This is a genomic window from Bacillus sp. NMCC4 (assembly GCF_002998555.1).
Taxonomy (GTDB): domain Bacteria; phylum Bacillota; class Bacilli; order Bacillales; family Bacillaceae; genus Bacillus.
Map to the genome: position 1 here is coordinate 26,228 of NZ_PVRA01000001.1, position 19,811 is coordinate 46,038.

At 41.5% G+C, this 19,811-nt stretch carries 29 protein-coding genes; 5 read left to right on the plus strand and 24 right to left on the minus strand.

Features of this window, described 5'->3' with window-relative positions:
• Positions 1-17: 17 nt before the first annotated feature.
• Complete coding sequence (locus C6Y02_RS00180) at positions 18-458, minus strand: phage tail assembly chaperone (protein ID WP_012011040.1); 441 nt, start codon at positions 456-458, stop codon at positions 18-20.
• Positions 459-609: 151 nt separating this feature from the next.
• On the opposite strand from C6Y02_RS00180, the gene C6Y02_RS00185 reads away from it, so the two are divergent.
• Positions 610-699, plus strand: a complete 90-nt coding sequence (locus C6Y02_RS00185) for a putative holin-like toxin (RefSeq protein ID WP_081311383.1) — start codon at positions 610-612, stop codon at positions 697-699.
• 292 nt (positions 700-991) lie between these two features.
• Here the strand turns inward: C6Y02_RS00185 and C6Y02_RS00190 are convergent, their stop codons facing one another.
• The 18 genes from C6Y02_RS00190 to C6Y02_RS00270 all read right to left on the minus strand — a co-directional run bounded on the left by C6Y02_RS00190 (position 992) and on the right by C6Y02_RS00270 (position 12,253).
• The gene (locus C6Y02_RS00190; protein ID WP_003213309.1) at positions 992-1,435 is read right to left on the minus strand and encodes a phage tail tube protein; all 444 of its coding nucleotides are present in this window, start codon (positions 1,433-1,435) and stop codon (positions 992-994) included.
• A gap of 1 nt (position 1,436) precedes the next feature.
• The gene (locus C6Y02_RS00195) at positions 1,437-2,783 is read right to left on the minus strand and encodes a phage tail sheath family protein (protein ID WP_060597153.1); all 1,347 of its coding nucleotides are present in this window, start codon (positions 2,781-2,783) and stop codon (positions 1,437-1,439) included.
• Positions 2,784-2,786: 3 nt separating this feature from the next.
• Positions 2,787-2,999, minus strand: coding sequence for a YqzN/YkzM domain-containing protein (locus tag C6Y02_RS00200; protein WP_003212736.1), 213 nt, complete (start codon positions 2,997-2,999; stop codon positions 2,787-2,789).
• Entirely contained in the window at positions 2,986-3,441 is a 456-nt protein-coding gene (locus C6Y02_RS00205; protein ID WP_066030489.1) for a phage tail terminator family protein, read from the minus strand. The genes C6Y02_RS00200 and C6Y02_RS00205 overlap by 14 nt, the downstream gene beginning before the upstream one ends.
• Positions 3,442-3,445: 4 nt before the next feature.
• Complete coding sequence (locus C6Y02_RS00210; RefSeq protein WP_060597157.1) at positions 3,446-3,943, minus strand: HK97 gp10 family phage protein; 498 nt, start codon at positions 3,941-3,943, stop codon at positions 3,446-3,448.
• Positions 3,940-4,296 (minus strand): YqbH/XkdH family protein, encoded by a 357-nt coding sequence (locus C6Y02_RS00215; protein ID WP_034659744.1) that lies wholly within the window; start codon positions 4,294-4,296, stop codon positions 3,940-3,942. Before C6Y02_RS00215 ends, C6Y02_RS00210 begins: the two co-directional genes overlap by 4 nt.
• The gene (gene yqbG, locus C6Y02_RS00220; protein WP_060597160.1) at positions 4,293-4,676 is read right to left on the minus strand and encodes a protein YqbG; all 384 of its coding nucleotides are present in this window, start codon (positions 4,674-4,676) and stop codon (positions 4,293-4,295) included. Before yqbG ends, C6Y02_RS00215 begins: the two co-directional genes overlap by 4 nt.
• Positions 4,677-4,689: 13 nt before the next feature.
• Positions 4,690-5,613: a phage major capsid protein gene (locus C6Y02_RS00225; RefSeq protein WP_034659746.1), complete on the minus strand. Its 924-nt coding sequence runs from the start codon at positions 5,611-5,613 to the stop codon at positions 4,690-4,692.
• A gap of 22 nt (positions 5,614-5,635) precedes the next feature.
• Positions 5,636-6,724 (minus strand): XkdF-like putative serine protease domain-containing protein, encoded by a 1,089-nt coding sequence (locus tag C6Y02_RS00230; protein WP_106030408.1) that lies wholly within the window; start codon positions 6,722-6,724, stop codon positions 5,636-5,638.
• A gap of 38 nt (positions 6,725-6,762) precedes the next feature.
• Entirely contained in the window at positions 6,763-8,220 is a 1,458-nt protein-coding gene (locus tag C6Y02_RS00235; protein ID WP_106030409.1) for a phage portal protein, read from the minus strand.
• The gene (locus tag C6Y02_RS00240; protein WP_106030410.1) at positions 8,217-9,530 is read right to left on the minus strand and encodes a PBSX family phage terminase large subunit; all 1,314 of its coding nucleotides are present in this window, start codon (positions 9,528-9,530) and stop codon (positions 8,217-8,219) included. The genes C6Y02_RS00235 and C6Y02_RS00240 overlap by 4 nt, the downstream gene beginning before the upstream one ends.
• Positions 9,527-10,171: a phage terminase small subunit gene (gene terS / locus C6Y02_RS00245; protein WP_060597166.1), complete on the minus strand. Its 645-nt coding sequence runs from the start codon at positions 10,169-10,171 to the stop codon at positions 9,527-9,529. The genes C6Y02_RS00240 and terS overlap by 4 nt, the downstream gene beginning before the upstream one ends.
• A gap of 152 nt (positions 10,172-10,323) precedes the next feature.
• On the minus strand, positions 10,324-10,842 hold the full coding sequence (locus tag C6Y02_RS00250) for a sigma-70 family RNA polymerase sigma factor (RefSeq protein ID WP_106030411.1): 519 nt from the start codon (positions 10,840-10,842) through the stop codon (positions 10,324-10,326).
• Between the two features lie 126 nt (positions 10,843-10,968).
• Positions 10,969-11,175 (minus strand): XtrA/YqaO family protein, encoded by a 207-nt coding sequence (locus C6Y02_RS00255; RefSeq protein WP_066030484.1) that lies wholly within the window; start codon positions 11,173-11,175, stop codon positions 10,969-10,971.
• Positions 11,172-11,570 (minus strand): RusA family crossover junction endodeoxyribonuclease, encoded by a 399-nt coding sequence (locus C6Y02_RS00260; protein ID WP_034659754.1) that lies wholly within the window; start codon positions 11,568-11,570, stop codon positions 11,172-11,174. Before C6Y02_RS00260 ends, C6Y02_RS00255 begins: the two co-directional genes overlap by 4 nt.
• 50 nt (positions 11,571-11,620) lie before the next feature.
• Positions 11,621-11,863, minus strand: a complete 243-nt coding sequence (locus C6Y02_RS00265; protein ID WP_081311382.1) for a hypothetical protein — start codon at positions 11,861-11,863, stop codon at positions 11,621-11,623.
• Positions 11,841-11,993: a hypothetical protein gene (locus C6Y02_RS19220; protein ID WP_164847178.1), complete on the minus strand. Its 153-nt coding sequence runs from the start codon at positions 11,991-11,993 to the stop codon at positions 11,841-11,843. The genes C6Y02_RS00265 and C6Y02_RS19220 overlap by 23 nt, the downstream gene beginning before the upstream one ends.
• Entirely contained in the window at positions 11,990-12,253 is a 264-nt protein-coding gene (locus C6Y02_RS00270; RefSeq protein ID WP_034659755.1) for a helix-turn-helix transcriptional regulator, read from the minus strand. The genes C6Y02_RS19220 and C6Y02_RS00270 overlap by 4 nt, the downstream gene beginning before the upstream one ends.
• 158 nt (positions 12,254-12,411) lie before the next feature.
• On the opposite strand from C6Y02_RS00270, the gene C6Y02_RS00275 reads away from it, so the two are divergent.
• The 3 genes from C6Y02_RS00275 (at position 12,412) to bioB (ending at position 14,496) form a co-directional block, all read left to right on the plus strand.
• Entirely contained in the window at positions 12,412-12,789 is a 378-nt protein-coding gene (locus C6Y02_RS00275) for a helix-turn-helix domain-containing protein (protein ID WP_060597175.1), read from the plus strand.
• 198 nt (positions 12,790-12,987) lie between these two features.
• Positions 12,988-13,338, plus strand: a complete 351-nt coding sequence (locus tag C6Y02_RS00280; protein WP_034659757.1) for a hypothetical protein — start codon at positions 12,988-12,990, stop codon at positions 13,336-13,338.
• A 162-nt stretch (positions 13,339-13,500) separates the two neighbouring features.
• A complete protein-coding gene (gene bioB, locus C6Y02_RS00285; RefSeq protein WP_034659758.1) occupies positions 13,501-14,496 on the plus strand; it encodes a biotin synthase BioB in 996 nt (331 codons plus the stop codon).
• A gap of 41 nt (positions 14,497-14,537) precedes the next feature.
• On the opposite strand, the gene C6Y02_RS00290 is transcribed toward bioB, so the two are convergent.
• The 4 genes from C6Y02_RS00290 to C6Y02_RS00305 all read right to left on the minus strand — a co-directional run bounded on the left by C6Y02_RS00290 (position 14,538) and on the right by C6Y02_RS00305 (position 17,950).
• A complete protein-coding gene (locus C6Y02_RS00290; protein ID WP_106030412.1) occupies positions 14,538-15,011 on the minus strand; it encodes a stress protein in 474 nt (157 codons plus the stop codon).
• Between the two features lie 377 nt (positions 15,012-15,388).
• The gene (locus C6Y02_RS00295; RefSeq protein WP_050944681.1) at positions 15,389-16,222 is read right to left on the minus strand and encodes an undecaprenyl-diphosphate phosphatase; all 834 of its coding nucleotides are present in this window, start codon (positions 16,220-16,222) and stop codon (positions 15,389-15,391) included.
• A 127-nt stretch (positions 16,223-16,349) separates the two neighbouring features.
• Positions 16,350-17,492, minus strand: coding sequence for an AI-2E family transporter (locus C6Y02_RS00300; protein ID WP_106030413.1), 1,143 nt, complete (start codon positions 17,490-17,492; stop codon positions 16,350-16,352).
• 65 nt (positions 17,493-17,557) lie between these two features.
• Complete coding sequence (locus C6Y02_RS00305; RefSeq protein WP_060597179.1) at positions 17,558-17,950, minus strand: DoxX family protein; 393 nt, start codon at positions 17,948-17,950, stop codon at positions 17,558-17,560.
• A 201-nt stretch (positions 17,951-18,151) separates the two neighbouring features.
• On the opposite strand from C6Y02_RS00305, the gene C6Y02_RS00315 reads away from it, so the two are divergent.
• The gene (locus C6Y02_RS00315) at positions 18,152-19,156 is read left to right on the plus strand and encodes a Gfo/Idh/MocA family protein (protein WP_106030415.1); all 1,005 of its coding nucleotides are present in this window, start codon (positions 18,152-18,154) and stop codon (positions 19,154-19,156) included.
• 61 nt (positions 19,157-19,217) lie between these two features.
• On the opposite strand, the gene C6Y02_RS00320 is transcribed toward C6Y02_RS00315, so the two are convergent.
• Positions 19,218-19,742 carry a type 1 glutamine amidotransferase domain-containing protein gene (locus tag C6Y02_RS00320; protein ID WP_060597185.1) on the minus strand — a complete coding sequence of 175 codons (525 nt, stop codon included), beginning with the start codon at positions 19,740-19,742 and terminating at the stop codon, positions 19,218-19,220.
• Between the last annotated feature and the right edge of the window lie 69 nt (positions 19,743-19,811).

A 19,811-nucleotide genomic window follows, 5' to 3' on the forward strand; every position in this document is an offset into this window, starting at 1 on the left:
TTTATCCCCATCTTTTATTAGTTTTTTGCTGCTTCTTCTAAATCTTCAATTTCGTCTTCGAATCCATTGATTTCGATGGCTTTGTTTAACCAGTTCGCATATTCACCGCCAACTGACAGGACGCGTTTTGCTACTTCAACTGGATCTTGTGTGCTGTAGGCTTCCCTTAATTCCTTTGAGCGGAAATCTGGATAAATGGTCGATTCAATCGCAATTCGTGCGTAGAAGCGCTGACTGTCTAAGTCCTTTACGCGGCCTCTGCCTTTGACATTTTTGAAGGTCGTATTTTCTTTTTCCAGTTCATCAATGCGTTCAGTTGTAATGGCTTTAAAGACAAAAGGAATGACATTCCCTTTTTTATCAACAAAACGCTTAGAAATCGGTACTTTGACCTCTTCCGCTTCTACTGTTTGTCCTGGCATAAAAAATGAAAGATCAAATGTTTGTTTTTCGCTCATGTTTAAAAACTCCCTTTGTTATGTTTTTTTGAATGCAAAAAAGCACATCCATTTTTGAATGTGCTTTCCAATTTTTTCATGTATAATTTAGGTTGTACAATTGAACGGCTTGCTCAAGGGTGTCTGGCTCATCCCCGATAGGAAGGGGGTGATGCTCATGTCAACATTTCAAGCGCTTATGTTAATGCTTGCATTCGGGTCATTTATCGTTGCCCTGTTGACGTATATAGACAAAAAATAGACTCCCCTTGAGCTTTGGACGGTTGAAGGGAAAGTCTATCCTTAAAACTATCTAATTGATTAGCCAGCCCCTTGAGGGCCTCATTGTACATTGCCGGGATGTTGACGCATCCTAGCTTCTTTTTATTTTATGCAAAGTACTTTGCATGTAAACATATTTCTAAGAAACTTTTTGGGGTTACACAGTAACTCTTTTGTAGCTACTCTGTAACTATGAAAAATTATACCATATCGTTGAATAAAATAAAAATAACATATATTTTCGTCATTCGTAATGCCTTTTTCAATTGTAATTAGAAAGAATTCTTCAGCTTTTCAGGAAGATCAAAGTCCTCGAACGTAAACGGAACTTCTTCTTCAAGCGCCTCTGAATCAACATCCAGTCCAGCGATTTTAGCTGAATCAAAGTTGACATCAAATAATGTCACACGCTCAGTGCCTCGGCCTGATGACTTATCGTCAATTACAGCCTGAAGAGTGAAATATGGGTCTTCCCCTTTTTTCACATAGTTGAGCATTAATTGAACGAAACGTGACGTGACTTTATAGAATGTTGCCGTTCCTGTTCCGTTTGCCCCTGTTGTTTTATGACCAGTCATTCGGCGGCCCATCACATTGACTTCTGATTTGTTTTTCTCCACGTTTGCTTCAAACGTTTTGATAAAGGCAAGCTCCTCACCTTCTAAGAAAAGACGACCTTCTTTACCTGAAATTGTATTTTGCGCTTTAAAAGCCATCTTACTTCACCTCCACATTGAAATAGAATTTTTCTGCTGCATCTACTGGTTGAACCGCTAGATCGATGATAAATCCATCACGATCTTCATTGAGACCGATCACGATATCTGTTTCTGAGTTAAAGCCTGTAATGCCGCTGCCATCTTGAAGCTGTGTGAGATACTGAGTAATCAGTGTTTTCACAAGCTGCACCCCATCATCTGATGCTGGAATGTCATTGCCATTGGCTTTGCGTAATTTAATCAGATTTTTTAATTCGAACGTCAAATCATTGTTGATCGCATCAAGCACACGAATGATTTTGTTTTTCGCCATTTGCTGGTTCTTTTCAGCTGTAAAGCTTGTCAAGGAGTTAATATCTTTTTCAACACTCACGGTACGATCTCTCGCATCAAAGGTGAACAGGAACTCCCCTTGTGATAATCGGTATTCTACTTGATCATTATCAAGGCGTTCTAATGTATCCACTGCTCCTTCGTATTCTACAAAGGTCAGTGACTGATTGAAGTTTGCACCTGCACTTGCACCTGCGACCCATGCTGTTGCTTGAGCAGGCGTTAGTTCTGTTCCATCTTCCAGCACAACACCGCTTGTCACATTGATGATGCCTTCTTGGTCAGCTGCATAGTTGGCCACAACTCCTTGCACCTTACGTCCTTGCTTATCACGTAAACGCTCGATAAATGAAGCGAAGGTCGCTTTTAATTGCTCACTATTATCGATCGGGAGAGCAATAACATCAAAGTATTCTGTTTCTGCTGCTTCTAGGAAAGCTGTATAATCTGCGACACTTGCCACACCATTTTTCCCGCCGCTTAGTGCCACACCAGCCGTGATGACGGCTTCACCTTCACCAGAAAATTGAACATATTTGTTTTTCACAAGATCTTTGACATCCGTGACAACCTGCTTATCCACAATATCTGTTCCAAGATAAGTGATGACGTCACGCTTTGTGCTATCAAGTACATTTTCTGCCACTTGTACAGTGATCTCATTTCCTTTTAGACCGCCATAATTGGCTGTGACCACAAAGTTTTCTGCGATTTCAGCTTTGGCCGTCTCCCCTTCATTTAGGCGGTAAAGCAAGACCGTTTGTGCTTTTTTCTTTGCTTCACGGAAAAGAAGAAGTGACTTGTCATCAATGTTGAGTCCAACCTTTTTATTTAAGTCTTCCATATTGGAAACGGAAATAAAGGTTTTTGGTTCTCCCCAGCTCATCACAAGAGGAAGTGCCACCGTACCTCGATCGCCTAAAGTAATTCGCTGCTCTGCTGTTGTTTTAAAATTAAAGTAAATGCCAGGACGCTTTTTCTCTGTACCTGGTGTAAATGTGCCTCCGTTCATCCTTTAAACCTCCTTGGACAAAAAAGCATCAATGTGCTTTTTCGCTTCTGTTTTTGTAATTGGTTGATGTTTGATATAAAAAAGAGCACCTTCAAGGATTTCTGGTTTAACCCCAAAAAGATCCTTACTGTGCTCCTTTAAGGCTTCAAATGAAAAGCCAAATTCTTTTTCTTCGCCAGCTGTTTGAGCGGGCTCTGCTTTTTTAGTCTTGCTCACGTTTGATCACTCCATCTGAAAAGTTGATATCTTCAAGGCTTGCTTGTTTGTCTCGGTTGTACCAATAACTGCTATCCCACGTCAGGACAATCGCTGCTACGCCTTGATCTATCATTCTGGTTTCCACTCTTTTTATGCGGACATAATCATCAAGCACCTCTCCATCTTCACTCATCATCTGAATCATTTGACGATCAGCAAGCAATGCATCAACAATTGTTTCTGCCGCGTCATGCGCTTTTCCTGTATCCATATGAAACACTTTTACTTGCAGCGAATAAGATTTCATAAACGTAGATACCGTATCTGGACCGCTGATGACTGTTACGGGCGGCACATAAACGGATGGCACTTGAAAACGCTCTGGCAAAAGTCGATCATACATTGTCACAGGAAAGTGTGTGTAAATATAATGCATGATTGCCCCGACTTCTTGATTCATTTCATCACCTCCCAAAATGTCGATCGAACCAGCTTTGAAGCTTTCGATCCAGCGACTGTTCAAACATTTGCTCATAGAGCATGACAGCATGATCCCAGTAGCCATTTCCATCTATCCATTGAGAGGCAAGCATCATTCCTGTCTTTGCATTCGGATCATATTCAAAGCGGCTGCCAGCCCATCTGCCAGGCACCCATCTTCGCTCTCCACTTGAAGAAGTAGCATGTCCGTCATTAACATAGGAGGCATATTCAAGCTGCGTTCCCACTTCAAGCGTGAGACCACCTTTTGACATAAGAAAATGATTCTCCTTGTCTCCTTGCGTAAAGGAGCTTAGAAGCCGGCCTGTATCGACAGCATTCTCCTTGATTAGCTCATCCTGAATGATGTCCAAAAGCTCTAGGCCCATGTCTTGCAACAAATCTTGATATTCTGCTTTTAAGCCGCCGGCACACGCTGTTTCCAGCTGTGAAAGCAGCCGGTCAAGTCCATCAATTTTCATAGATTTTCCTTCCTGACTGCCATCACTTCAATGTGATGATTTTTCACTATTTTGGGCTGCTGCAACTTAAGTGAGACGCCGTTCCACACCATTTTGTCATGCAGGCGAATATCACTTGCTAAAGGGAAATGGACAAGATAGGACTGATAAATAACTGTATTCGGCTCTTCTTGCACAAGGGACTGATTCTTTTCTATGACATAACAAGCCAGATCTGTCAGGCTAGGAGCATCGGGATAGGAAAGAGTCATTTGTAAGTCATCAGCTGGAACCCCGAATTTTCCTCGGGAAGCCTCCTGATGTTCAAGGTGAAAAAGATCACAGCGGTCTGTTAATAAAGAGTGATAACTCATAATGATCTCACCTTTAATTTGGTACTGCCGCCAGTTAATGATGGTTCAATGTAATCGACAAGCAGGGCATATACATAAGGTTTGCCTTTCACTTGATCAGCTGCCTTCGCATATGAATAATCACCCATTTTTTCTGACGTAAAGCCTTTCATCATAGATTCGTCATCATTCAGCATGGCAAAATATTGGGCCATTTTTAATAATGCGATTCTTGCTTTTTCAGGAAGGGGCTGATATTTTTCGCTTGAGAAATCATGACCTACGATCTGAAATACCGCAGCTTCGGCTTCGATAATATCTGCTGTCAGTCTTTCTACAGATCGATTTTTCACACGCTCAAATACAGAATAGGCTTGCAGTTCTTCAGGAGAAATAATCATGGCCTGCCGTCACCTACTCTTTCACTTTCATCACTTTTGCTACAGCATCCTCTTCCTCAAATTTGCTGTCTAGCTTCGCTGTCAGGACAATAATAAATTTACGGCTGCGAATATCTTTTTCTACTTCAATTCGAATATTACGAGAAAAACCTACGATAATATTTTTAGGGTGTGTCAGCAAAATATCTGATACGTCTGTTCCCGCTTCGTCATATGGCTGCATATTGGCAAGACCTTTGACCGGCACACCGAATGCAGAAGAAAGTCCGCCTTGAATGACCGCATCTCCGAGATTTGTCTGACGGTTTGCTACTTGATCCTTCCACTCAACCTCTAAACTTGGGGATGTGTAGAAACGGAAATCCTGAGGTACACGTAAATATTTTGACGGCATCGCTTTATAGGCTTGTTTAAACATTTGGCGGCTAATTTCCGCTCCATTTGCATCAACAATATGAGATACTGCTTGTTTTCTCACGCCATCCATTTGGGCTAAAAATGGATCTGATGAAGTCGTATCCCCATTGACGATGAGCTCTTCAATATCGACCGCCGCTCGTTCAGCCAGCATTTGCATAATTGTCTGCTGGATTCCGTCTTTTTCAATATTGTTTTCAATGCTGTCGTAGGTCATGTGAATCTCTGCAATGACCTCTTTCGCATTTAGCTGGACAGTGCTTGTCGCTGGGACAACACGGTCTTTTGCATCAAGCGCTTGGCCTTCTTCTGCTGGGCGCAAAATACGCTGGCCAAAGCCAATTTTTTCGATTTTTTGTGAATCACTTTCCATCGGAATGATGCGTGCATCATTTAAAACGGTTGGTGTGTTTTGCATCATTCTAATGAATGTGTTGGATTGGGTTGCGTTCATGAGACCGCCGGTTTTTAAGCTGGCAAGTGTCATTTCAGCCTTGCGAATCAACTCTTGATTTCTCACACTGTTTCCTCCTTATTTAGGCTTATAGTAAGCCATCCCATATGGGTGTTGTCGTGTCGTTTTGTGTATCGTGGATTGTTTGTTTTGACATGCCCCGCGCCTTTTCAAGCATGTGAATCCGTTCTGAAATAGGCAAAAGCTGCTGCTCAAGCACTTCCTGCACCGCTGCTTTTTCTCTGCTGGCTGATTTCTCTAAGGAAGAGAGCTGCTGACGAATCGGTGCAACGACTTGCTCGAGCACTTTTTGGACAGGTTCTTCCCCGGTTTGATCTGTTTCTTGTTGTTCAGCCTGCTGTAAGACGTTTTCGATGGCCTTTTTTGCTTTTTCGAGCTCTCGTACTTGATCTGTCGTCAACGCAGCATCTTCCTTTTGTACGGCGGCTGGCCTTTCACCAATCGTTTGAAGTACATCCTCTGTCTTCAGGATGTCCTGCATGATTGGAATGAGCTGTTCTAAGGCAGCTCTTACATCCGCCTCATCACCATCACTTGACTGTAAGGTTTCCAGCAGATGGTCTAAAACGTTCCAAAATGGTTGTGACATGTTTGCACCTTCCTCTTTTAAAAAGAAATTTTTCAGCAAAGAAAAAAGCCCTCTCTCATTCGTGCCTTGAGATAGAAGCTGATCTTGTTCTTCTATGGCGACGATGTCCGCCGTTCCAGCCATTGAATAGCCTGTAATGTGGCCCTTCTGAATTTGATCCCAAATCTCTTGGGAAGCTTTTGTCACAAGCACCCAAGACCCTTTTCGAATCAGCTCCCCGCCTACCTCTACATCAGCCGGAGCAATATACGATTCAACCACTTCGCCAACACCATCCTGAAAATCATGCTGCTTGTCAATATGACGGGCATCCTTCATAAAGCCGTGTGCCGCTCTTTCAATTTCCTTGGCTGTCATAAAGTCTTGATGTGCATCAGGCGTATTCGGTTCATACACGACACCGTACACGAGGCGATGAGCATCTTCTGCCTTTGTTAGGACACTGACCTCCTTTTGAAAGTCAGGCCGCTTTTTCTTTGCTTTCATCAAAAAGAATTTCTTCTGGTTTGCTGCTCTGTCCACGTAGGAAACATGCGTAATTTTAGCGTTTTTTAGTTCTCTTGGCATATGTTCACCCCCTTTCAAAAAAGTGCACGCGCTTCTGTTTATTTCGTCAGCTGGTCCGGCTCTGGTTGAGGCTTTTCTTCAGCTGATTTCATGCGGCTTTCTAAAGGTCGGTGATATAGTTCCTCAGGCCATTCTTCTAGCGTTTTTCCAAGAATTCTTCCTGCTAGATCGCGCAAATCGTTAGGTGACACTGCCCCCGCTTGAATAAATGGCGTCAGTACCTTGGCAATCTCTAATGGGTCTCTAAAATCAGGGCCATTTAATAGAAAACGGACATGCCAAATATCAAGATCCGGCAGGAAAAGAGTATTGAGTTTTCCTGTGATGAGATGCCGTTCCGGCTGAAATACCTGCTCTTCTGTTGTTTTACGCGCTGTATCTGCTGTCGCTTTGTTATAGTCTTGAGACTCACCTGTGTAAATTGGCGGAAGGCGAAACGCAGAGCGGATTTTGTTTCTTGTTTTTTCATCGTATTCTAAAAAAAGCGCATCTTCTTGCAGGATCTCGGCTAGGGATTTAAAGTTCACTTTGACATTTGAGACATCTTCTTCTCCCGTTAACCCTTTTTCTGTCGGTAGACCTTCAACTTCAAGCAATAGAAACTTATGTGCATGATCAGATCCTTCAATATCGTCCATATAATCTTGAAGCTGCTGATAAGAGGATTCTGACAGCATGCCATTTTCGACAATAATGGCACCTGGTACATGCCGCCCTTGTTTAAAATAAAGGTAGTTCAGCTCCTCTGCCTTGCGTGCTCCGTACATATTGACGATGTTGCCAATCCAGCGGGGAATCCCATACGTTCCACTGCCAATTTTAAAATGAATCACTTCTGTTGCGCGAAGCGGCTCTGGTGTGGTGTCATCGTATTTGCCTGTTTCACAGTGCAAAATGCGCGGATCACCATACTCCTTGAAGAAGACTTTCTTTTCGTTGATCACCTGTACATATTTACGGAATCGTTTCTTTCGATTCATTGTCTTCATTTCGCCATTTTCGGTGTACCTGAATTCGACGTCGACTGGCTCACTAAGCTTGCAAATGCGGATATGAAGCGCATCTAAATACTCGATTCCTGCCGGCTTTCGTTGTCCATCTCTCAGCACCTCTAAAAAACCATTGCCCGTTTTCTCTCGGTCTTCGAGGACATAGCCAAGAATCACATCAGCGGACTCATCATAGTTCATGTACTTCGTAAACTCTTCAAGTCTTGTCCATTCCTTCTCTGCGGCTTTCTTTTTTGCCGGTTTTACACCTTCTGCATTAAAGTCAAAGGCGTATTCCACCCCAAACCCAAAGCCTAAAATATTGGTTTTGTACGCATCAATACATTGCTGAAGAATGGTTGAATATTCTGCCATGCTTTTTAATTCATTGATGTTGTAAGGCGGGGGAACAATGTCATCTTTTTCGTAGGAAAATTCATCTGCATACATTTGTTTTGTATGATCAGACATGTTTGCCTTCATAATCGTTGCTTTCAATTGTTTCATTGTATGGACCTCCTCTCTCTGTTTGGGCGGACACGCTCCGAGGCGGTCTGTTTTAAATCCGTCACTTCATAATCATCCAGCGCATACCAAATGGCTGATAATGTGTGCGGATCGATTTGAAATTCATCTTCCTCTAAACGGCCATCCTTATCTGCCTTATAGGTCAGTGATTGAAGTTCATAGATTGTGTACGGACAAGCATCAGAGCAAATGATTTTCTTAAACCGTTTGATCTTTTTCGTATACTGCAAACGCGAGCCTTGGAACTTATGTGCTGCCACCATTTGAAATCCACGCTGCCGAAAATAGTGAATGGTTTTAGGCTCTGCTGCATCGGCTTTGATGAGTTCCTTTGATTCAATGAACTCTTTTAGATCAACGGCTGTTTCATCATCTGTTTTCCCGCGGTCGTAATATTCCCAGTAAATATATAAGTACTTTTTTTCATGATCGACGGCTAATCGAATGAGCGCATTGTACGATTCAACAAATCCAAAATCCATGCCTGCTCGTTTCAGCGGCCGTTCAATCTGGTGAATCGCTTCTAATACATCAGAATGATTTCTTACCTCAAATTGAGGAAAAACCTTTGTGCCATTGATCCCGAAATAGCCCTTCCTCGCAATTCGATAGAGGTCTGGGTCGTATTCTTTCAGCTCATCCAGCTGCTTCACATAGCTTTTAGGGAGAAATAGATTATCTTCCGCTGTGGAGTGATGGTAGTACGTATCCTTGATGACAACGGTGCGCTTTTTGTATAAGGTTTCGTCATCTAGGACAAATCGCTTCAGCTGTTCATCTCGAAAGAAATGTCTGTACGTCCAATTATCTTGACCAACAGGATTGGTCGATAACATCATATAAAGCGGTAAGGACGGATGCCTCAGCCTTCCAAGCAGCTCTTTAAAGCCTTCATAAGAAACCTCTGAACACTCTTCAATCCAAATGATCGAGATGTTGTTGATCGATTTCAATTTCTCAGGCTTGTCCAGTCCTTTGAATAAGATGCTGCTGCCATTTCGAAACGTCAAGGCAAGCGGCGAACTGCGGCACTTCACCACATGATCGATGCCAAGATCGCTGACGATCTCTTGTAATAGAGAAAATGTTGATTCACGGTGCGTATCATATACTTCTCGAATGACAAGTGCTGTCCGCTTTTCTTCCAGCAGCTTTAAGATGAGCTTTAACGCAATGTGATAGCTTTTGGAGGAGCCGTAGCCGCCTACTAAAAATTGAAACTTTTGCTTCCAATCGAATAGAAAGTGTTCAAAATGAGGATTGACTTCTTTTTCAACCAATGGCGTCATGAGTTATCCTCTTTCCGTTTGATCATGATGTGAAGATCTTCCTCTTTTTCTTCGCGCACTGCTTTTTTTGTTTTTTCGATGGTCAGTTCAATTTGCTTCAGCCTTAATCTTCGTTCATCCTTCGCATGTGCGAGCTCTTCAAACTGTTTAATGAGACGCCTGAGCTCTCCCATTGCACGGGATTGGGCATTTAAAAAGGTGGCATGCCGATCCCACGAAAATTGAAACGAATATTCTTCTGTGCTGATTTCTTGTTCTGGCTGAATGCCTTCTACTGTTTCTTCTAATGAAGAAGGCTTGTATGCCGCCTTTTTCAGCTCTTTGATCATGTCCTCTTGATCTGACACATACATGATGCGCTGCGCCCGAATAATGGCAGCATATTGAATTTGAATTTGATCCCAGATTAAATCAAGCGATGTACGCCCGCCCATTTTCTCCATGATTTCAATCGTTTCATCTGACAGAAACTGATTGAAGATCGAGTGTGCCTGCTTTGACGAATCTTTTTGCCTTTGCCATCCGTATCGTCTTTTCCATGATTTCACGGTATGGATCGAGACATTGTAATGATCAGCAATTTGCTGGTACGTCATCCCTTTCATATAATCTTGCTTGGCTCCTATCCGTTTATCTTTCATTTACATTCACCTGCCGCCTCCTTTTAATTCGAACGATTTCCTGTGAAGGAATCATTTGTGTAGGGTTAGCAAACATCCGTTTGGTCTTTCTAACTATAGGTGGCAACTGTAAGACAAGTGCTGCTCCATTTATTTTGTAAAAGAAAAAACGCCTATTCAGCTGCTTCGAATAGGCGTTCTTGTACTTTTTTGGACATCTTTGTCCGAGCTCTCTCCATATGTTTTTGGACAGTTCCTTTTTTCACATCCAGCATATTGGCAATCTCACTAAACGATAATCCTTGTGTTGTGTGCATGAAGAATACATCCTTTTCTCGATCCGTTAAAACGGACAAGGCTTCGTCAATTCGTTTCTTGTCCCGCTCACTGAATTCTCTTTCATTTTCTTGGATGAGTGTATATTCATATGATAAAGCCTCTAACACTTCTGGATTTGCTAGAATGGTGCGCTGATAGACTGAACGTCTGTCTAATCCTCTGCGTGCGCCTGGCTGTCTGCCGATTTGAAGCCATTCCACGACGTATTCGAGATCGCTGACCATACTGGCGATAATTTTTTTATCATGCTTCTCTTGATCTGAAAGCTGTTTGTCTTCTTTTTCTCTAAATGGTTCATATCTTTTTCTAGCATCCTTTAATGCCCGTTTGTATTCGATAAGTAAATCTTGCATATTGGCTCTCTCCCTTTTTTAAGAAAATAAAAAACGGACACCAATCAGTCCCCTTTTCATAGGGTCTTGATCAGTGTCCGCAGGCTTTCCGTCTTGGACGTATGATGTTGTGATTTGTTCAGTGATCTAGCTGATTTTAAAACCAATCTCGTGATCTACTCTTGCAAAATGACCTTTTGCCGTTTGTATAATGGTTTTTCCATGTTCAGGTACATCCATCTTATAAGCCGTTCCTACATTCCCATCTAACACGATGACTTGAATTTTTCCTGTTTCCATCTCACCGACAAATGTCTGGTTTTCTTGAATGAGTAATTGTTTTGGCTCGTTCATATGCTTGTCTCCTTATTTGGTGAGGATTTCGTGCCATCACCTATCGTATTTAAAATGATTTCAATTCTTGGACGCATACTATAAAACTGGGAAACTCTTAAATCGACAATCTGTAGAGGGACCTTATCCGCAATAGAATGAAGTGCTTCTTGAATATGTTGTAGTCTTGGCTGAAAGATGCTGACGTGCACCGGGCGTATCAAACCTTTTTCTGCGTATGTACGCTTGTTTTGACAGTCAGCTATGTCAAGCGGCATGTCGTCAAATAAGCGAATCTCGAGTGATAGTGCGCCTTTTATTTTATGCGGGCATTGTGCTTTTGCAGCTGCTCGTATTCTTTTTATCAATGTATCTTTTGTTAAAAACTCTGCCTCAATGATGAAATGGATGACCATGTTATGATCTCCCGTCATCCTTTTCCCACTGACGGATGTCTTGTTCGTTTTTACTCGCTTTGAGCAAGCATTTGAGGATTGTCATAATTTGCTTCCATCGTTTCACGTCGCCTTGATTCCTCCTTTTTTGCTTCAGCGAACTTTTCCGCCAAGAGGGTCATGTATGTTTGCTTGTCTTCTGCTGTGGAAAAAACAAACACCGGTTTCTGATGATGAAAGGTGATCCAGCCGCCAGCTTGGACTAAACAAAGCTGCGCTTCCTTTCTGGCATCAAACGTCATCTGATGTTTCATCTTCTTCAAACCCCTCCAGACTGTCCTCAATCTCTGTTTGATATCCATAACGTTTCATGTCATATGACCAGTAGCTTTTTGGATATCCAAAGTCATTCATCTGCGCTACCATTGGATGTTCAATATTCATTTTGTTCGTCTCCCCTTTTCTAAGAAATGCTCTTCCTTTAGAGAATTACTCATTTCGTGTAACTTTTGGTCAAAAAAAAGCTCTTGAACACCCCTATTCAGCAGATCTGCAATATGCTTTGCGATTTCTAAGCTAGGCTTCGTTCTGCCCATTTCTATATTTGCATAGCCGCTCGTATACTTATATCCTAACTTTTTCGCCATATAGGTTTGTGTTTTTCCTTGTAAAATGCGTTCTTCTCGTAAATGTTCAAGTTTCATCTTTCCACCTCTTACTCAATATGTGTAAGTTATATTCATTATGATAATATACACGAAACGAGTAAGTCAATCATTTTTTATTCTTTTTGTGTAATTATTTATCTTTTCCGTGTAATTCATGATAAAATTTACTCATAACATGAAAAAAGGTGTTTCCAATGGATAATTTGACTGGAAAGATTTTAACTGAATTAAGAGAGAAGCATGGATGGAGCAAGTCAACGGTTGCTAAAAAACTCGGATTAAAGGCGATGTCCACTTATGCAAATTGGGAATATGGCTTGAGAAAGCCTGACGGTGAGATGATTGTGAAAATCGCCGAGTTATATGGGGTCTCAACGGATTATCTTCTCACAGGTAAGGACAAAGGCGGAACTGATGCCGACCTTGCAAACGATCCTGATTTGCAAATTGCGTTTAAAGCTGCCTCCGATTTTTCCGAAGAAGCGCGAAGACAAACCATCGATTTTATTCACTACATTAGAGAAAAAGAGAAGCTAAAAGGCCGTCAGCCAAAACAGCGAGACGACGATTGATGATCTCTTTTCATAAAGCTTTACATTGCTGGGATAGCCCAGCTTTTTTTTATGCCTCTTTTTCCCCTAAAAAAGAGAAGGCATATGAATAATACATGACAATTTTCACCATAAATACTCTTTTTTCTACATAATTTTATTGACATATAATTCTATTATTATTAATATATGTATATACCAAAAAAAGGAGTGTTACCGATGAAAAAATTAATGAAAGCTTGTACATTGTCTTTAGCTGCTTTAGGTGCTCTTACGTTCTTCCAAACTGAAGGTGCTCATGCAGCTGCACAGCCAAAAGAACCAGTCATAGCAAAAGCTCCTATTATGAATAAAGTAATTACGTTGACCCGTACGCTTCCTGTAGGTTCTTCGATCGCCGTCTCTCTTCCAGCAAGCCAAATTACTGTGACGGGCGCAACTTATGCGATTCAATTAGATCAAACAGCTCCAAACTTCACTTGGATTCGTGCCGTACAACGCGGTTCAGTGACGGTTTCTTACTATAATTCACTTGGAGAACGTGTGATTAACTATATTACTGTTCGATAAGCCATATTGCTTTACATATGAAAAGGCGATGACTTCATGATCATCGCCTTTTTGTGTGTCTACATGTATATTCATAGACTTCATTTATCCAATGCTTGCCAACGACCATCTCTTATGTTAACTTTTAATAAAAATAAGTTAACATAATGAGAGGAGCTTATGATGGGAAAACAAATATCTTTGTCTTGGGAAGCGATGGCGGAGAAAGCGCTGAAAAATGAACGGATCACGCTGCAAGAAGGTCTAGACATTCTTGCAGCTGACGATAAAGAATTATTATCTATGATGCATGCAGCCTATCAAGTACGATTTCATTTTTTTCAAAACAAGGTGAAATTAAATATGATTTTTAACGCAAAAAGCGGTTATTGTCCTGAAAACTGTGGTTATTGTTCACAGTCGATCATTTCAAAAGCACCGGTTGAACGATATACAATGCTTGATCAAAAAACGATTGTGGCTGGCGCGCGTGAGGCGCTCAAGAGAAAAGCGGGGACTTATTGTATTGTCGCAAGCGGCAGAGCACCTTCTCACAGAGAGTTAGATGAGGTGACGGCAGCAGTAAAAGAGATCACTGAGACCATGCCTTTGAAGGTGTGTGCATGTCTTGGGTTATTAAATGAAGACAAAGCGAGGCGGCTGAAGGAAGCAGGGGTTCATCGGTATAATCACAATATCAATACACATCAAGATCATCATGCTCACATTACGACAACTCATACATATCATGATCGTTTGTCGACCCTTGAGGAGGTCAAACAGTCCGGCATGTCACCTTGCTCAGGGGTTATTATTGGGATGGGTGAAACCAACCAGCAAATTGTTGAAATGGCTTTTGCGCTCAGAGCCCTTGATGCGGATTCAATTCCAGTCAACTTTCTTCATGCAATCGAGGGAACACCGCTTGAGCATCAAGAACGAACACATCCGATCAAAGCATTGAAAGTGTTGGCGCTCATGAGGTTTGTCAATCCAACCAAGGAAATTCGAGTATCTGGAGGCAGAGAGTTCAATTTACGGACGCTTCAGCCGCTTGCCCTTTATGCGGCAAATTCCATTTTCGTAGGCGATTATTTAACAACAAAAGGCCAGCAAGTCCAAACGGATCATCACATCATTGAAGATTTAGGTTTTGACATAGAAGAATGTGCGTTATAAAAAAAGTCTGCCGGTGAATCGGCAGACTTTTGGCAATAAGATTAGAATCTTTTATGGAAATCGACAGTGCCGCTTCCTTCCTCACGGTCAAAGCTGCCAACAAATGTCCAGTTAATATAGCCGCCGTCACCATTGTTGACGAACGTACCATCTTCAAATACCCAAATACCAAACGTAATACCATCATATTCAACACTATCATAGTAGACAACATTGTTCAGTCCGCTAAAGTCATGATCTTGGCTTAAGTTTTGGACAACTACGTTATAGTTTTGACCTGCTTCATAGAAGGCACTGTACGCCGCATTTTTTACAAATCCATCACGATTTTGAGATGATTTTACTGCTTGTTCAATTTTATCGGCAATGGCTACTGGATCAATAGAGACACTTCCATCAACACCTGTTGTCGTCGCAGCTTCAGCCGTTTGACCAAAAGTCGTAAGAGATAGAGGGGCAGCAACCATTGACGTAGCAATCATAGAACTAACAACAAATTTGCTTGTTTTCCTCATTATTTCTAACTCCTCCTTTAATTGGTATGTTTATGTACTACCCCTTCCTCTGTCTCTTAAACACTAAATTATGAAAAAACTTTTTTTTCTACCAATTAAGAGGGTGATTTTACTGTTTAAAAGAGCTGAAACAACAAAAAAACTACTCTTTTATAAGAGTAGTTTCAGATTGTTGACAAAGGGCTAAAATGATCTTTATTTTAGCCCTTTGTCTTCTTTTCAGCTCAGCGTGTTTGAAAACCTTTGCAGTCTAGGAAGGACGAGCACCGGAGCGGAGCGAATTTGACATTCGTGAGCACCGGCGCGCAGACCTGACAACGAATGCGAAGGTTTGTCTACACGCTGAAACTACTCTTTTATAAGAGTCGTTTACAGCATTACATGAACAGGATAAATAAAATCACACCTAGGATAATTCGGTATATCGCAAAAGGCACCAGTTTGATTTTATTGATCAGTTTTAGGAAGAATCGAACAACAAAGAGAGCCACAACAAATGCACTCACAAAGCCGACGATAAAGAATGGCAGCATGTCTGTTGTTAAATATTCGGCATTTTTCACAAGTGTTAACAAGCTTGCGCCTGCCATAATCGGCATCGCCATGATAAATGTAAAATCAGCTGCAGCACGGTGATTCAAACCAAGAATAACCCCGCCTGCAATCGTCGAACCTGAGCGAGAGAAGCCTGGCCATAATGCCAAACATTGAAACAGTCCGATATAAAGCGCCTGTTTGTACGTCATGTTATCGACAGAGCTTGTTTCTGTTTTACGTTTATTGATCCAGTCAGCGACAAGCATCAGCACTGCGCCTAAAATCAAACCGACAGCGACTGTTCTCACGTCAAACAAGTATTTATCAATATAGTCTTCAAATAAGAATCCTAAAATGACGGCTGGGACGAGTCCTACTGCAATTTGAGCAATGGTCAGCTTATGCCCGCTGCGCTTTTGTTCTTCGGTGATATTTTTCTTTAAGCCTAACAAGTTCAAAATACGATCCTTGAACACAATCATGACAGCTAAAATAGAGCCTAACTGAATCACGACTTTAAATGTGTTTGCCGCCTCTGGCGTAATGATTTCCTTTGATTTTAACCATAGATCATCGACTATGATCATGTGACCTGTAGATGAGACAGGTGCATACTCTGTTAATCCTTCGACAATTCCTAAAACCAGTGCCACGAATAAATCCCATAGATTCATGATTTTCTTTCCTTTCAATTCTGATCTTTTGAACAGGCCAACCATCTATGTCCACATAAAGACAAGCTTTCTTCATCGAAAGCTCGTCTTTATGATACTATATTTTTTTCAAAAAAAGATTATGACATTAAACCTTTTCTTCTTTGTACAAATTGGATCGCATTTTGAACCAATCAAACAAGTGGGTCGTGATAACTTTCAGAACGGCGTACGTCGGAATAGCGACAATGATGCCGATCACGCTGAAAAGTTTACCGGCTGTTAAAAGAACAAAAATGATGGTAACCGGATGGATATGAAGGTTTTTCCCCATAACCTGCGGAGAAATGAATTTCCCTTCAATCAGCTGGACAACAGTCCAAACAATGATCAATTTTAACAGCATAATTGGTGACGTGACAAGGGCAATCACAATCGCTGGTGTAATGGCAATCGTTGGACCCAGATAAGGAACGACACTTGTACATGAGGCAATGAGGGCCAGCAGCAAGGCATAGTCTAAACCGATAATCATGTATCCAATTAAGAGAAGAATACCAATACAGAAACTGACAATGATCTGTCCTAGAATATATGAGCTCAGGCGATGATTCATTTCATGCAGCACGATATGTGTATGCTCTCTTAGATTATTCGGAATAAATTTCAGGAAATAATCAGGTAATTTTTTGCCGTCTTTTAATAGGTAAAATAGAATGAATGGGACTGTGACAATCGAGATGATGATTTCAGTCAGCGCACCCAAAAATGTCCCTACACCGGTGAAGGTGCTTTCCAAAAGACTTGTCGCTTGGCTTGACGCTTTACTGACTAATTCAGACACATTAAAGTTCATCGTATTTTGCACTTGATTAATGAAGTTGCTGCCTGTTAATTGTCTAATTTGATCTTCTACCGTATCAACATATTTCGGAAGGTTATGAAACAGACTCATCGTTTGTGCTTGTAAAAAAGGAATAATAGACACAATGGTCACTGTAATGATGCCAATAATGACAATATATAAAAGCAAAATTGAAAAGATCCGTTTGACTCTAAACCTCTCTAACAAGTTGACAATCGGATTTAATAAATAATACACGACCCCCGTTAAAATAATCGGTAAGGCGATGGTTTTGACGAGTACAATGAGCGGTGTGAAAATAAAAGATGTTTTCATGAAAACAAGGATATTCAATCCAATTAATAGCAGGACGAGTAAAAAGAGAACAAACTTGTTATCAAGAAAAAATTTTCTAAATCGACTGCTCCACATTTGCATAGAATTCATATCGTTCCTCCAAACTCGGACTATTTTATTAATAAATTGTACACTACCTGATCATGATATGGTGGTCATTGTTTCAGCTTTTTTTCCCATTTCGCAATGGACATCGCCCATATAATGAGAATCGGCTGTCCAATAAGCCTTATCCATAGCAAGGCCTGCTCTGTGCTTTTTTGACCTGGAATTGGAATTCCCTCTCGTGCAGCAAATAAGTTTGCAGGGAAAATGAGTACAAGATAGACAGCCATGATTTTTGCTGCTGCAATCCTGACATTTGGCAGAAGCAGCAAAACAGCCATCAGCCATTCAAAGCATGCAGTCGCATAGACTATCACATATGGAAATGGCCAGCCTGACATCATACGGGCAAAGCCGCTCGGCTCTATCACATGAAAAATACCGGCTGCTATGAATAAAAGCGCAAAGACGTATGTACTTCCTATATGCAGGGTGCGCTTCATGTTCGTTTCCTCCTCTCCCTTCTATCAGAGTATTACCCGAATGAAGGAAGAAACTACCCACTTTTCGTACATTTATATCCTTTATGTAAGACGCATCAGCCTATATAAAGGTTTCATCCGCTCTTCAATAAAAAGAATGTTCTTTCATACAAACGCTTTCAAAGGATGTATAATCAGAGAAAAGCAGAAGGAGGGAATGACATGATTCGATTTGCTGTCATCGGAACGAACTGGATTACAGATCGATTCTTACAGGCCGGTGAAGGAGCAGCTGATTTTACATGTACAGCCGTCTATTCACGGTCCGCTGAAAAAGGCCAGGCATTTGCCGAAAAATACGGTATTGATACAGTTTTTACGAACTTACATCAAATGGCGGAAAGTGATGCGTTTGATGCCGTGTATATTGCAAGTCCAAATGCCCTTCATAAGGAGCAGGCCATGTTGATGATGGAGCACCAAAAGCACGTTTTATGCGAAAAACCATTCGCCTCTCACCGAAAAGAAGTGGAAGAGATGATTGCTGCAGCGAAAAAACATCAAGTGTGTTTAATGGAAGCGATGAAAACGACATTTCTGCCAAACTTCCTGCAAATCAAACAGCATCTTGATCAGCTCGGGCCCATTCGGCAAGTGGTCGCTCATTACTGTAAATATTCCTCAAGATACGATGCTTACCGAAATGGCGAGATTCCAAATGCTTTTAAGCCTGAATTATCCAATGGTTCTTTAATGGATATCGGTGTGTATCTTGTCTACCCGGCGATCTATTTATTTGGTCTGCCGAATCAAATCACCGCGAGAGGCTATAAGCTTTCTTCTGGTGTGGATGGGAGCGGCTCTGTCCTTTTACAGTATGACAGGCATCAAGCACTCCTTTTCCATTCTAAAATTTCAACGTCTCATTTATCTGCGGAAATTCAAGGAGAGGACGCTACGATGGTGATTGATCAATTCCACCGTCCTTCGCGTATCACGATCCACGATCGTCAAGGACATCAAACCGATATCTCTATCAAAGATGATCAGCCAGCCATGTATTATGAAATCTGTCATTTTATTGAGTGTATTCAGCAAGGAATGGGTCAGTCTCCAGTCAATACATTTGCCTTATCTGTTCAAACCATGTCCGTCATGGACGAGGCGAGAAGACAAATGGGTGTGATGTATCCTGCCGACAGACAAAATGAATGGGGCATGAAATGATAAACAAAGGGCGAACATGATGTGCAAGTTCGCCCTTTGTTTTTTGTTTCGGATCCTTTGTTTATGTTGCCGCTAACACATCCGCAAATGCTTTCACATATGGAGGGAGATCCGGCGGACGTCTGCTCGAGACGAGGTGGCCATCTGTAACGACTGCTTCATCAAACCAGTCCGCTCCAGCATTTGTCATATCATCTTTAATACCAGGTGTACTTGTTACTTTTTTGCCTTGCAGGATTCCTGCTGAAATCAGCACCCAGCCAGCGTGGCAAATTTGCCCGATTGGTTTTGCCTTTGCATCAAATGAACGAACAATGTTTAACACTTCTGGATAACGGCGCAGTTTATCTGGTGCCCATCCACCAGGGACAAGCACAGCATCATATTCATCCGCTTGAATGGAATAAAAATCTGCATCAGATACAGCCGGCACACCGTATTTTCCGATGTACTCATGATTTGCTTTTTCTCCTACAAGATGCACAGTTGCCCCTTCTTCTCTTAAACGCAGAACCGGATACCATAGCTCTAAATCTTCAAAATCATCACTGACAAACGCAATGACCTTCTTATCTGATAAACGCATAACATCTCTCCTATTCTTTCGATTTCCTCTATTGTACGAGATGACCTCTTAAAAAGAAAAGCGGTTCCC